Origin of the sequence: Allofournierella massiliensis, assembly GCF_964241245.1 — a bacterium.
GTDB lineage: Bacteria > Bacillota > Clostridia > Oscillospirales > Ruminococcaceae > Allofournierella > Allofournierella massiliensis.
The window spans coordinates 154,001-167,178 of record NZ_CAXSWZ010000003.1 but is presented as its reverse complement, the minus strand read 5'-3'; the positions used below and the strand labels follow the sequence as shown (position 1 = coordinate 167,178).

At 56.7% G+C, this 13,178-nt stretch carries 10 protein-coding genes and 2 tRNA genes; all 12 read right to left on the bottom strand.

Annotation, left to right across the window (positions count from 1 at the left end; genetic code table 11):
- Positions 1–319: 319 nt before the first annotated feature.
- On the bottom strand, positions 320–2,359 hold the full coding sequence (locus ACESYO_RS03140; RefSeq protein ID WP_373209319.1) for a KUP/HAK/KT family potassium transporter: 2,040 nt from the start codon (positions 2,357–2,359) through the stop codon (positions 320–322).
- 173 nt (positions 2,360–2,532) lie between these two features.
- Positions 2,533–3,375, bottom strand: a complete 843-nt coding sequence (locus tag ACESYO_RS03135; RefSeq protein WP_373209320.1) for a DUF368 domain-containing protein — start codon at positions 3,373–3,375, stop codon at positions 2,533–2,535.
- 99 nt (positions 3,376–3,474) lie between these two features.
- Positions 3,475–3,549: transfer RNA gene (locus tag ACESYO_RS03130), tRNA-Glu, on the bottom strand.
- 96 nt (positions 3,550–3,645) lie between these two features.
- Positions 3,646–3,722: transfer RNA gene (locus tag ACESYO_RS03125), tRNA-Met, on the bottom strand.
- A gap of 160 nt (positions 3,723–3,882) precedes the next feature.
- Positions 3,883–5,178, bottom strand: a complete 1,296-nt coding sequence (gene serS, locus ACESYO_RS03120) for a serine--tRNA ligase (protein ID WP_058963445.1) — start codon at positions 5,176–5,178, stop codon at positions 3,883–3,885.
- A gap of 18 nt (positions 5,179–5,196) precedes the next feature.
- Positions 5,197–6,063: a ParB/RepB/Spo0J family partition protein gene (locus ACESYO_RS03115; RefSeq protein ID WP_058963444.1), complete on the bottom strand. Its 867-nt coding sequence runs from the start codon at positions 6,061–6,063 to the stop codon at positions 5,197–5,199.
- 14 nt (positions 6,064–6,077) lie between these two features.
- Entirely contained in the window at positions 6,078–6,839 is a 762-nt protein-coding gene (locus ACESYO_RS03110) for a ParA family protein (RefSeq protein ID WP_058963548.1), read from the bottom strand.
- A 327-nt stretch (positions 6,840–7,166) separates the two neighbouring features.
- The gene (locus tag ACESYO_RS03105) at positions 7,167–7,976 is read right to left on the bottom strand and encodes a ParB/RepB/Spo0J family partition protein (protein WP_283128946.1); all 810 of its coding nucleotides are present in this window, start codon (positions 7,974–7,976) and stop codon (positions 7,167–7,169) included.
- Positions 7,977–8,271: 295 nt separating this feature from the next.
- Complete coding sequence (gene rsmG / locus ACESYO_RS03100; RefSeq protein ID WP_373209321.1) at positions 8,272–8,979, bottom strand: 16S rRNA (guanine(527)-N(7))-methyltransferase RsmG; 708 nt, start codon at positions 8,977–8,979, stop codon at positions 8,272–8,274.
- Positions 8,976–10,892: a tRNA uridine-5-carboxymethylaminomethyl(34) synthesis enzyme MnmG gene (gene mnmG / locus ACESYO_RS03095; RefSeq protein WP_373209322.1), complete on the bottom strand. Its 1,917-nt coding sequence runs from the start codon at positions 10,890–10,892 to the stop codon at positions 8,976–8,978. The genes rsmG and mnmG overlap by 4 nt, the downstream gene beginning before the upstream one ends.
- A gap of 19 nt (positions 10,893–10,911) precedes the next feature.
- Positions 10,912–12,279 carry a tRNA uridine-5-carboxymethylaminomethyl(34) synthesis GTPase MnmE gene (gene mnmE, locus ACESYO_RS03090; protein ID WP_058963440.1) on the bottom strand — a complete coding sequence of 456 codons (1,368 nt, stop codon included), beginning with the start codon at positions 12,277–12,279 and terminating at the stop codon, positions 10,912–10,914.
- A 139-nt stretch (positions 12,280–12,418) separates the two neighbouring features.
- Positions 12,419–12,988, bottom strand: coding sequence for a GNAT family N-acetyltransferase (locus ACESYO_RS03085; protein WP_373209323.1), 570 nt, complete (start codon positions 12,986–12,988; stop codon positions 12,419–12,421).
- Between the last annotated feature and the right edge of the window lie 190 nt (positions 12,989–13,178).

Here is a 13,178-nt window from a genome sequence, read left to right as displayed (position 1 = left end):
GTGATTTTCCATCACGATAAGGTTCCGTTCAAGCTTCGATATTGTTCAATTTTCAAGGTCCTGTGCCGCTCTCCCTCGCGGGACAGCTTGTTTATTATATCTCATCAAGTTCTTTTTGTCAAGCACTTTTTTGAAATATTTTTTATCAGCTTTTCAGCGGCTCGCTGTCTCTCGCGACAGCTTGATTATAATACCACACAAGGAAACACATGTCAACACTTTTTTCGAAATTTATTTCATATTTTCTTTCCCTCAAACAGCCTCTCTGCTCCCCTATATATAAAGGAAGGGACGGGGCGTTTCCCCCGTCCCTTCTTCTTTACATCTGCCCCGGCAGAGCGGATTCTTCTTTCCTGCCCCAACCTGCTTTTCTGCAAATGGGAGCTGTCTCCTTCATTCTCACAAACAGAGGCAGATACTCCACCGCCAGCACCGAGTTCTCCAGTCCGTACCAGCGGGCCGGAGATCCGGCCACATGGCGAATCGCATATTTCACAGTCAGAATCCCCTGATCGGAAGCCGGGAGATCACTTTCAGGCACAACACGCTTGCGGATGATACAGAACTTGAATCCGCCCACATCACCCGGTTCTTCCACCGCGTAACGCTGTTTTTGCAGGGGAAGTTCTCCATCCTCCATCAGCTCCTGCACAATCTGGCGCAGATACACATTGATCCGCTGGTTTTCCTTAAACCCCAGATTGAGCCGAACCCGGAAGATATAATCGGTTCCGAAGTTCTCCACCTCATATTCCCGTTTATAAGGCACATCCTCCACATGAATGCTCACAAACCAGTAGGCCTTCGCCCGCTTGGGTCCTTTTTCCAGAATGGAATACAGAATGTCCCGCTCCACGAAATTGTGGTAATGGCTCTTGGTCAGATAAATCAGATTATCCGTAAAACATGGAATGCTTTCGTCATCACGCAGCTGACCCAACACCTCTTTGTAGGTATCCACGTTCAGATAGATGGCCTGGGTATCCTCCACCTGTGTGCCCCGATGCCAGATGTACATGATGAAGAGCAGCACCGCTGCCAGTGCCACGGCCACATAACCGCCTTCCACAAACTTGGTCAGGCTGGACAGCAGGAACATCAGCTCCAGCCCGCCAAACAGGAGCAGAAATCCCCACGCAACAGGCCCACGGCGCTTTTTGTCATGCAGGAACACAAACAGCAGCATGGTGGTCATGAGCATGGTCACCGTAATGGCCAGACCATAGGCCGCCTCCATTCGATGGCTGGATCGGAAGTACAGCACCAGCAGCGAACAGCCTACCCACAGGCAGGTATTCACCAGCGGGATATACAGCTGCCCCATGGTACGAGACGGATAGATGATCTGCATGTGGGGCATCAGATCCAGCTTACAGGCTTCGGACACCATGGTGAATGCTCCGGTGATCAACGCCTGGGAAGCGATAATAGCTGCCAGTGTACCCAGCAGCACTGCCAGCAGCCGCAGCTGAGGCGGCACCATTTCAAAGAACGGATTCATATCCTGTATCCTGCCCAGCTCCTTGTCCTGCCGATGAGCAATGAGCCAGGCTCCCTGCCCCAGATAGTTCAGAATCAGGCAGATCTTTACAAAGGGCCAGCTGATATAGATATTGCCCTTGCCCACATGACCCATATCCGAATACAAAGCTTCTGCACCGGTGGTTGCCAGAAACACGCTGCCCAGAATGAAAAAGCCCATTCTGTTATAAGGACTCACCAGCACACGCAACGCCAGCATCGGATTCAGTGCCTGCAGCACCGTCCAATCTCCTGCCATGTGGTAAAGGCCCATTCCCCCGAGAAACAGAAACCAGATGGTCATAATTGGGCCGAACGCCTTGCCGATGGAACTGGTTCCTGCCCTCTGGATCAGGAACAGCACTGCCAGAATCACCAGTGTGATCTGTATGATCCTTCCCTGCCCCGGTCCCAACAGAATTTCCAGTGCCGGAATACTGCGCAGGCCCTCCACAGCGGTTGTTACGGTTACTGCAGGTGTGAGCACGCCGTCCGCCAGCAGCGCGGCCCCGCCCACCATCGCCAGCACCACCAGATGCTTTCGGCTGCGGCGCACAATGCTGTACAGCGAAAAGATACCACCTTCCCCATGGTTATCCGCCTGCATGGCCACCAGCACATATTTTACGGTGGTCAGAAGGGTCAGCGTCCAGATCACCAGCGACAGTGACCCCAGAATCAGCTGCGGGTCTGCATTCTGAATCCCTCCGTTGCCTGCTACAATGGATTTCATCACATACATGGGCGAGGTTCCAATATCGCCGTATACCACACCAATGGCCACCAGCGCCGCTGCGGGGCTGATCGGGATCGCTGGTCGTTTTTCTGCTGCCGTCATGTTGACTCCATTCTCCTCTGTCTTGATACTGTTTGGCCCCGGCTGAATCCTGTCAGCCGGGGCACCTGTTTGGGTCGTTCTTTCTATTTACACGCTTTTTCCTGCCTTGTCAACAGGTTTTTCCGTGTTTCCGCAAAAAAGCATTACTTTTATATGTTTTTGTGTCCTTTTTCTCACTCTTTGGGAAAACGGGCATTGAACCGGTCCAATGCAAGCGCCAGCACAATACCCACAGCCAGGCAGATGAGATCACTGAACAGCGCCGCAAACGAGGATGCCATATCCCGGAACGGAATAATGACCAGCGTAGCTGCTGATACCACACCCACAATGGCATGAAATGCAATGGAGTAGTGCCGTTCAAACAGCCGATCCACCGCCTTTGCCAGCAGCACAATGGTAACCACTGCGCCAAGCACCCCCGGCACCAGAACCGAAGGCCGCAGCCGGCCCAGCCCTTCCACAAAGGGCGTATAGAGACCCAGCGGCATCAGCAGAGTGGAAAAACTCATGCCCGGTGCAATCATGCTGAGGGCCAGGCAAAAGCCACAGAACAGATACCAGAGCACCGAAGGCGTTACCTGCACGGAGAACAGCTCCAGCCCAACCAGCAGCCCTAATACCACCGTAAACGCCACAAGCAGCGAGATCCAGGATCCTTTACTCCGTCCCTTTTCTCCTGCCTGTTTCATCAGCGAAGGAAGCATTCCGCCGATCAGGCCTACGAACAGACAGACCGACTGATTGGGATACCGCTCCAGAAAAAAGGCCAGCAGATTGGCTACACCCAGAAAGCCGATTCCCATGCCCAGAAAGACCGGGGCAAGCCTGGGCAGGTGGGTTTTATAATGTTTCTTCGGGTCAGACAGCAATTCCATCACCGGCCGGTAGATTCCAAAAATCACACAGAGCACCCCACCGGAAATTCCCGGCAGCACCGCGCCCAATCCGATGAGTGCTCCCTGCAGCAACCGCAGAAGCATCATGGCAGGCGACTGCTTTTGTTGTTTTTCCATATAATTATTCTCCTTGTTTTCTTACGTGGAACATCCATTTTTCTTAACCTGTTATAGTAAGAAAAAACCCGAACCTGCTGAAAAACAGATCCGGGCTTCTGGTGACCCATCCGGGAATCGAACCCGGGTTACCGCCGTGAAAGGGCGATGTCTTGACCGCTTGACCAATGGGCCTTATAAAAATACAAAGTTTAGCTAAAACAGCAAGCATACTTCATCACCCACTATTGCGGGTAACCCCCAAGTATTCTAGCTAAACCTTGTATTTGTTGGTAGCGGTAACTGGATTCGAACCGGTGACACTTCGGGTATGAACCGAATGCTCTAGCCAACTGAGCTATACCGCCATATAAAATTGCGCCGTATGTAGGGCGCTTTTATATTATATTAAACAGACAATGACTTGTCAACAGTTTTTTCATCTTTTTTTTAAAAAATTTCTTCCATTTTTTACCATTGCAAAAAACCAGCCTCCGAACCAGTGTCCGGAGGCTGCCTGATTGTTATTTACTTGCCGCGCTTGGGAACCAGCAGTTCCTTTCCGCCCATATAGGGACGCAGCACCTCGGGGATCTTCACGGTGCCGTCTGCCTGCAGGTTGTTCTCCAGGAAGGCGATCAGCATACGCGGAGGAGCCACACAGGTGTTGTTCAGGGTGTGGGGCAGATAGTTGCGGCCATCCTCGCCCTTCACACGGATCTTCAGGCGGCGGCTCTGAGCGTCGCCCAGGTTGGAGCAGCTGCATACCTCGAAGTACTTCTTCTGACGGGGGCTCCAGGCCTCGATGTCGCAGCTCTTGACCTTCAGGTCAGCCAGGTCGCCGGAGCAGCACTCCAGCTGACGCACGGGGATATCCAGGCTGCGGAACAGCTCCACGCTGTTATGCCACATCTTGTCGTACCACTCCATGCTGTCTTCCGGCTTGCAGACCACGATCATCTCCTGTTTCTCGAACTGATGGATGCGGTATACGCCGCGCTCCTCCAGACCGTGTGCGCCCTTCTCCTTGCGGAAGCAGGGGCTGTAGCTGGTCAGGGTCTGGGGCAGCTTGGCCTCGGGGATCAGCTGATCCACAAAGCGGCCGATCATGGTGTGCTCGCTGGTGCCGATCAGATAAAGATCCTCACCCTCGATCTTATACATCATGGCATCCATCTCAGGGAAGCTCATAACACCCTGCACCACGCTGCCGTGCATCATAAAGGGAGGAATCACATAGGTAAAGCCCTTGTTGATCATGAAGTCGCGGGCATAAGCCAGCACCGCCTCATGCAGACGGGCAATGTCGCCCAGCAGGTAGTAGAAGCCGTTGCCGGCCACGCGGCGGGCGCTGTCCAGATCGATGCCGTCGAAGCTCTCCATGATCTCGGTGTGGTAGGGAATCTCGAAATCCGGTACCACAGGCTCACCGAAGCGCTCCACTTCCACGTTGTGGCTGTCGTCCGGGCCAATGGGCACACTGGGATCGATCATGTTGGGGATGACCAGCATGATATTGCGGATCTTCTCCTCCAGCTCGGTCTCCTTGGCCTCCAGCTCCTTCAGACGGTCTGCCTGAGCGGCCACCTGAGCCTTCACGGCCTCGGCCTCCTCAAACTTCTTCTGACCCATCAGAGCGCCGATCTGCTTGGAGAGCTTGTTGCGCTCGCTGCGCAGATTGTTCGCCTCGGTAACGGTGTTGCGGTTCTCGGTATCCAGAGCGATAACCTCATCCACCAGAGGCAGCTTGGAATCCTGGAATTTCTTTTTGATGTTTTCCTTGACCAGCTCCGGGTTCTCCCGTACAAAACGCAAGTCCAGCATAAGTTTCTATCCCCTTTTTCAGATTGTTTCCTTTTGATAACCGCCCAGCAGATTGGCAAAGGCGGTAAGTTGCTCGTCCGAATAAAAATGAACCGTCAGGCTGCCCCGACCGTTTTTGTAGGCCACCTTGACCTCATTGCCCAGCACCTCGCGCAGGGCAAGCTCCACCTCGTCCGGCAAAGCAGGCCGCACCGGCTGGCTGGCCTGCGGCTTTTCCGGCCGGGAAAGCTTTTTGCACAGCGCCTCAGTCTGGCGCACGTTCAGCTCGTTTTCCACCACCATCTGGGCCGCCTGCTCCTGCAGTTCTTCATTTTCCAGACCCAGAATTACCTTGGCGTGGCCGGTGGTCAGATGACCGGTTTGCAGCCATTCCAGTGCCCGCTGGGGCAGATTCAACAGCCGCAGGCTGTTGGCCACTGAGCTTCTGCTCTTGCCCAACCGTTTTGCGGCCTGCTCCTGGGTCAGCCCACAGCGTTCCATCAGCTGTTTGTAGCCAAATGCTTCCTCCACCGGATCCAGATCCTCCCGCTGAAGGTTTTCGATGAGTGCCATTTCCATGGCTTCGCTCTCGGTCACATCCTTAATAATGACCGGAATCTCGGAAAGCCCCGCCAGACGGGCAGCACGCCAGCGCCGCTCACCGGCAATGATCTTGTAGCCGCCGCTGTTGCAGGGGCGCACCGTGATCGGTTGCAGCACACCATGCTCGGTAATACTGGCCGCCAACTCCGACAGGGGCTCCTCGGAAAAGTCCTTACGGGGCTGATCCTTATCAGGCTCAATGTCCCGCAGCGGGAGGGTACTCACCTCCCGGCCCACATCCCGGGCTGTTTCCTCAAACAGACTTTCCAGCCCGCGGCCAAGGCCGCCTTTTTTTTGTGCCATCTGCCGCCCTCCTTTTATCGGTTATTGCTCAGCAATTCTTTGGCCATGGCCTGATAGGCCTCGCAGCCCTTGCTGGCCGGGTCATAGTAATTGATGGGCTGCCCATAGCTGGGCGCCTCGGAAAGGCGCACATTTCGGGGCACAGTGGTCTTATAGACCTTGTCCCCGAAGAATTTTTTCACCTGATCCACCACCTGCAGGGTCAGATTCAGCCGGCCCGCATACATGGTGAACACCACGCCTTCAATTTCCAGATACCGGTTGTACATCTTGCGCACGGTTTTCAGGGTGCTCATCAGCTCGGAAAGGCCCTCCAGTGCGTAGTATTCACACTGGATGGGAATGAGCACCGAATCACTGGCGCACAGACCGTTCAAAGTGAGCAGGTCCAGACTGGGCGGGCAGTCAATAAAGATATAGTCGTAATTTCCGGCCACCGAAGCCAACGCCTGACGCAGCCGGCTTTCCCGCCGTTCCAGATTCACCAGCTCGATCACCGCGCCGGAAAGCTGAATGTTGGACGGGATCACATCCACCATAAACTCCGTGGGCACAATGGCCTGCTGGGCCTGTGCCTCGCCGATGATCAAATCGTACACGCTGGTTTCCACATTCCGTTTGGAAATTCCGTAGCCGCTGGTGGTGTTGCCCTGAGGGTCCAGATCCACAATCAGTACCCGTTTCCCCTCTGCCGCCACACAGGACGCCAGATTCACAGCGGTGGTGCTTTTCCCCACGCCGCCTTTCTGGTTTGCAACTGCGATTACTTTTCCCACCGCTTGTGCCTCCAATTCATCAGATCTGCATCCGCGAAACCCCTTCGCGGCAGGCATCGGTGTTATTATAGCATAGATTTCGACGTGATTACACCCATCTCACTGGATTTTCCTCAGATTTCTCTCTTTTCTGTACTTTTGAAAAGCAAAAATGTTCCACATGGAACATTTTTGCTTTTTCATTCTCAAAAACATCAGGGGGAATGTTCCACGTGGAACATTCCCCCTGACTCCCTTTTTCACGTTTTCCCCATATCGCTGAACCCAATCTCCGCACAAAACGGAGTGGAGAACTGGCATCTATTTTAAATGTTCCACGTGGAACATTTAGCCGGTCCTGCTCACCGGTCTTTCCTGCTCTGTGGGGATTCGCACCGTGTATTCCACAAAGCCATCCCCTTCCACCCGTCGAGTGGAGGCATTCACCCCCGCGTCCACCATCAGGCGCACCGCCTTATTGATGGTGTTCACAAAGATGCGCACATCCCGCACCATGGGAATGGATTTTTTTCTGGGTGTGCGCTGCACAAGGCGCTGTACATATTCATCCGCCTGGCGGGCATTCATTCCCTGCTTTGCAAATGCTTCCAGCGCCGGAAGACGCTGCGCCTCCTCCAGCCGCAACACCGCCCTGGCATGCCGTTCGGTCAGATGATTGTTCCGGCAGAAGGCCTGCTGTTCATCACTGAGCTGAAGCAACCGGAGCTTATTGTTCAAAGTAGGCTGCGCCATCCCCAGCCGGTTTGCCGCTTCCTCCTGGGTGCAACCCCACAATGCAATCACATCCTGAATGCCCCGGGCCTGTTCAAAGGCGTCCAGATCCTGCCTTTGCAGATTTTCCAAAAGCCCCAGTGCAGCAGTGGCCTGATCCTGATACTCGCAAAGAATCGCCGGAATTTCCTTCAGCTGCGCCAGCTTGCAGGCGCGAAGCCGACGTTCCCCTGCCACCAGCTGGTATCGATCTCCATAGCGGCGAACGGAAACCGGCTGCAGCAGACCGTTTTCCAGAATGCTTACCGCCAGCTGCGCGATCTCCTTTTCATCAAAATGCCTGCGCGCCTGAAAGGGCGACGGGTCGATCAGCTCTGTGGGAATGGCAAGCACCTTCCCCTTCACTTTCATTTTACGGGGCAGCATTCCGGTTTACCTCCTTTTTGTTGCGGAAAATTCTGCGGCCCCCAGCAGGCAGGAGCCCTGGGGCAGCACCCCGCCCAACAGCCCGGAAAACATTGCCGCCGCTTGCATGGCGGCTTTTGCCCTGTTATCTGTTTATGTATCCGAACCGGGCCGCAGAAATGATCCCATCCTTTTTGGAAAACAAAGAAGCGCGCCGTGCGGCTCCCTCTGCTTCCAGCAAAAGTATACCACAGGCGCGCTGCGTAATCCAGAAATTTCCATTTTCAAAATTCTCTGGATTCTTCTCTTTTTCTTCTTATTTCAACGGGGATTTTGCAATTTTTCCGCCGTTTCTGGGGTAAGCGGTCGGAGTTTGCGATATTTTTTCACACACCACCAGGCTGCGGGCATCGCCGCCGGGCAGCTGGAAGGAGCGGGTCTCCCGGTAGCTGCCACCCAGTTTGGCAATGGCCCCCTTGGCGCTGGCCAGCTCCTGCTCGGCGCCCGCTCCCTTCATGGCGATGAATACACCGCCTACCCGGGTCAGGGGCAAACAATACTCCGCCAGAATCTGCAAAGCTGCCACCGCACGGGCACTTACCACATCGGCAGTCTCCCTCCACTGCTTTCGGGCCGCTTCCTCCGCCCGCTCCTTGGCAAATTCCACGCCGGTCAGGCCCAGTTCCGCACAAACATATTTCAAAAACTCCATCCGCTTGCCAGTGGGCTCCATCAGGGTAAGCTCCAGCTCGGGCTTGTAGATCTTAGTCACAAGGCCCGGAAAGCCCGCACCACAGCCCACATCGATCATCTTCCCCGTCACTTCCGGCTGACTGGCAAAGAGCAGGCTGTCCAGAAAATGCTTGTCCTCAATGCCCTCCGGATCTGTGATGGCAGTCAGGTTCACCTTCTGGTTGTACTCCACCAGCAGCCGGGCATAGTGATTCAGCTGATCCAGCTGGATGCCAGTCAGCTCGATGCCCTGCCGGGCGCATTTTTCCTGCAAACGCTGTGTATCGATCATTCCGTCGCCTCCCTGTTCGCGGCTTTCTCACCGCCTGTTTTCCGGACCCGATTAGCAGCTTCCACCGCCACACTGAGCACCGCCATATCCGCCGGGCTCACACCGGGAATTCGGCCCGCCTGGGCCAGACTCACCGGCCGGATGCGTGCCAGCTTCTCCCGGGCTTCCAGCCGCAGACCGTTCAGCGGCGCGTAGTCAAAATCCTCCGGGATGGGGGTATTCTCCAGCCGCTTCACATCCTTGATGGCCCGCTGCTGCCGGGCAATGTATCCGGCATATTTGATCTCGGTGGTAATGCGGGCCGCCATTCGCCGGTCCACACCCTCGCCCCAGCCAATCACCTGGGCAAGAATGGAATAATCCAGCTCGGGCCGTCGCAGCAGCTCTGCCGCCGGGCCTCCCTTTTCCACCGGTGCAATTCCCTTTTCTTCCAGCACCCGGTTCAGCTCTGCCGCCTTTACGCTGGTCTGCTCCAATCGTCTGGTTTCCCGGGCCTTGATCTCCATGGCCTGTTCAAAGGCCTGCCAGCGGGCATCGTCCACCAGACCGGCCTTGCGGCCAATGGGGGTAAGCCGCTCGTCAGCGTTATCCTGCCGGAGGGTCAGCCGGTATTCACTGCGGCTGGTCATCATGCGATAGGGGTCCATGACGCCCTTGGTCACCAGATCATCCACCAGCGTACCCAGATAGGAGGAATGCCGGGGCAGGATCACCTGCTCTTTGCCCAGCACTGCCAGACCGGCATTCATGCCGGCCAGCAGCCCCTGGGCCGCCGCTTCCTCATAGCCGGAGGTACCGTTGAACTGGCCCGCACCATACAGTCCCTTCACCGCACGGGTCTCCAGTGTCAGCTGCAGGGCGGTGGGGTCGATGCAATCATATTCAATGGCATAGGCCGGCCGCAGGATCTCGATGTTCTCGAAACCTTTGATGGTCCGGTACATGGCATTCTGCACATCCTCCGGCAGGCTGCTGCTCATACCCTGCAGATACATCTCTTCGGTATCCAGCCCGCAGGGCTCCACGAAAATCTGATGGCGTTCCTTATCGGAAAAACGCACTACCTTATCCTCAATGCTGGGGCAGTACCGGGGGCCAACGCCTTCGATCATACCGCCATACAGGGGGGAACGATGCAGGTTGTCCAGAATGATCCGGTGAGTTTCCGGGTTGGTGTATGCGATGTGGCAGTCCACCTGATTTTTGATCCCACCCTCCGGGGTCAAAAAGCTGAAGGGCTCCGGCGGCTCCTCACCGGGCTGAGGTTCCAGCACCGAAAAATCAATGCTCCGCCGGTGCACCCGGGCCGGGGTACCGGTTTTGAACCGGCGCAGAGGCAGCCCCGCCTGACGCAGTCGTTCACTCAGCAGGTTTGCCGCCTGCTGACCGTCCGGGCCGCTCTCCACGCTGGCGTCGCCCACAAAAATTCGTCCGCCCAGATTGGTGCCGGTACACAGCACCACCGCCTGGGCCCCGTAAAAGCCGTTCAGTCGGGTGTATACGCCGGTCACCCGGCCATCCTCCAGCGCAAGATCCACGATCTCGCCCTGTTTAATGTCCAAGTTATCGGTCTTTTCCAGAAAATGCTTGGTGAAGTCATGGTAAGCCCGCCGATCAATCTGGGCCCGCAGAGAATGCACCGCCGGGCCCTTGCCCCGGTTGAGCATCCGGCTTTGCAGGGTGGTGGCGTCCGCCGCCAGACCCATCACGCCGCCCAGTGCATCCACCTCCCGCACCAGATGGCCCTTGGCGGTGCCGCCGATGCTGGGGTTACAGGGCATATTGCCGATGCCGTCCAGGCTGAGGGTAAACAGGGCGGTCTTTGCGCCCAGAGTTGCCGCCGCATGGGCCGCTTCAATGCCCGCGTGACCAGCACCCACCACAATCACCTGATAATCTCCCAAATGGTTCATGCTTTGTTGTTTCCTTCCTTTACTTACCCACACAGAACTTGGAGAACACTTCCTCGATCACGCTCTCGCTGGCATCCTCGCCGGTCAGTCGGCAGAGCGCCGCCAGCGCGTCGTCCACGCAGACGCTCACCGCGTCCAATCCGAAGCCGCCGTCCAGCGCCTGCATACCCTCCTGCAGGGCGTCTCGGGCAGATACCGCCGCCGCCAGCTGACGCTGACTCACCAGACAGGGGGCGCCCGGGTCCAGATTGGCCACACCCAGCAGCTCCCGTACCGCCTGCTCCAGCTCCGGCATTCCGCCACCCTGGCCCGCCGCAATGCGCAGCACCCGGAAGAATCTGCCCTCCAGAATGCCCTCATCAAACTGCTGCTCCAGATCGTTCTTGTTCACCAGCGCAATGGCCGGCCGCCCGGCGCACAGCTGCGCCAGCTCCTTATCCTCTTCGGTGGCGGGGGTGGAGCCGTCGAATACCGCCAGCACCAGCCCGGCCTCCTCCAGCTTGCGGCGGCTGCGGCGGATGCCCTCGGCCTCCACCACATCGCCGGTCTCCCGCAGGCCTGCGGTATCAAACAGGTTCACCCGCACGCCGCCCAGCATCACCGCCTGCTCCACCACGTCCCGGGTGGTTCCGGCAATGGGGGTCACGATGGCCCGGTCGAATCCGGCCAGCAGATTCATCAGGGTGCTTTTGCCCACGTTGGGGCTGCCCACAATGGCCGCGTCCACACCCTGCCGCAGCACCGCACCGCCGCCGTAGCTGCCGATCAGCCCACGCACGCCGGTGCATACCTGCTCCAGTGTACCGCGCAGCGTATTTTCTTCCAGGTCCGGCACATCCTCCTCGGGAAAATCCACCCAGGCGGCCAGATGCCCGGCCAGCGCCACCAGCTGATTTTTATATTCCTCGATCTGCCGGGCCAGTGCGCCGCTCAGCGCGCTCTCGGCCAGCGCCGCACCCTGGCGGCCTGCTGCGCCGATCAGATCCATCACCGCTTCCGCCTGGGTCAGGCTCATCCGGCCGTTCAAAAAAGCCCGCTTGGTGTATTCACCGGGCCCGGCCGGTTCCGCACCCGCCGCAATGCAGGCGGTGATCAGCTCCTGGGCGATCACCATACCGCCGTGGCAGCTCAGCTCCACCACATCCTCGCCGGTGTAGCTGCGGGGAGCCCGGAAGAAGAGGGCCACACCCTCGTCCAGCGTCTTCCCCCGGGCGATAAAATGCCCGAACATCGCAGTGTATCCCTTCGCTTCGCTCACCTTTTTCTCCGGATTCATCGGCCGGAATACCTGCCCGGTTACCCGGTAGCTTTCCGGGCCGGACAGACGCACCACTGCAATTCCGCCCGCGCCGGGCGGCGTTGCCAGCGCCACGATGGTGGTTTCCATCTTCACTCCCCCATTCTCAAAACAGCATAGTTCATTTTATTGTAGCACAAGGGCCCCGGCCAGGGCAAGGCAAGCCGGGCGCAGAGCAAAGGCCACCCGACTTCTTCCGGTCATCGGGCGGCCTTTGCTTATTATCCAATCAGTCGAATTTTAAAATATTCTCCCAATTGTTATTAAATTTTGCTTCGCTGTACTCCATCACCACGTCCCGCATAAAACGGCGGAAGCCCTGATAAACTTCTTCGCTGATCGGCTCCGGCCAGGTCATCACCACCAGCGGGTGGGGTACATCGTCTTTTTTGTAAGGAATATGCTGGTAATCGTAGGGGTTTGCACAGAAGCCGTTCCGCTCGTAAAAGCCCTTGCGGCGGATCGAAATCTCGTCCTCCGGCGGGTCAATTTCCAGCAGCACCGGCTGGCCCTTTTCCTTCAGGGCGGTCAGTACCCTGGAACCATAACCTTTGCCCCGCCCGCAGGGGAACACCGCAAAGTGCTCCACATACAGGTAGCCGTCCGCCTGCCAGTACATCACAAATCCCTGCCACTGATCCTCTTCGTAGATCAGGTCCACATGATAGCGCTCGTCCTCCATGGCCCGCTTCTGGTCCGGCAGGGTGCGGTTTTCGTATGCCGGGAAGCTGGCTTCATACAGCTCCCACAGCCCTTTAAATCGGGCATCCTGCCAACCGGTCATTCGTTCCAAACGCATTTTATCCTTCCTTTCCTGTCGGGAACAGTCTTGTGTTTCTATCCTAGCATGCGAAGTTTAAAAGTGCAACCGGCGGCTATGCCATCGCAGAATTTGTAATATTTCATCAATTATTACTTTCAGTATTTTATTCAGGCATTAAAAAACCGCGGCGCAGCTTCCCGAACAGGGCCGCACGCCGCGGTTTTTA

Bases quoted from the DNA above. Each gene is read 5' to 3' on its own strand.
- ACESYO_RS03140 (WP_373209319.1), bottom strand. From the start codon at position 2,359: ATGACGGCAGCAGAAAAACGACCAGCGATCCCGATCAGCCCCGCAGCG.
- ACESYO_RS03135 (WP_373209320.1), bottom strand. From the start codon at position 3,375: ATGGAAAAACAACAAAAGCAGTCGCCTGCCATGATGCTTCTGCGGTTG.
- serS (WP_058963445.1), bottom strand. From the start codon at position 5,178: ATGCTGGACTTGCGTTTTGTACGGGAGAACCCGGAGCTGGTCAAGGAA.
- ACESYO_RS03115 (WP_058963444.1), bottom strand. From the start codon at position 6,063: ATGGCACAAAAAAAAGGCGGCCTTGGCCGCGGGCTGGAAAGTCTGTTT.
- ACESYO_RS03105 (WP_283128946.1), bottom strand. From the start codon at position 7,976: ATGCTGCCCCGTAAAATGAAAGTGAAGGGGAAGGTGCTTGCCATTCCC.
- rsmG (WP_373209321.1), bottom strand. From the start codon at position 8,979: ATGATCGATACACAGCGTTTGCAGGAAAAATGCGCCCGGCAGGGCATC.
- mnmG (WP_373209322.1), bottom strand. From the start codon at position 10,892: ATGAACCATTTGGGAGATTATCAGGTGATTGTGGTGGGTGCTGGTCAC.
- mnmE (WP_058963440.1), bottom strand. From the start codon at position 12,279: ATGGAAACCACCATCGTGGCGCTGGCAACGCCGCCCGGCGCGGGCGGA.
- ACESYO_RS03085 (WP_373209323.1), bottom strand. From the start codon at position 12,988: ATGCGTTTGGAACGAATGACCGGTTGGCAGGATGCCCGATTTAAAGGG.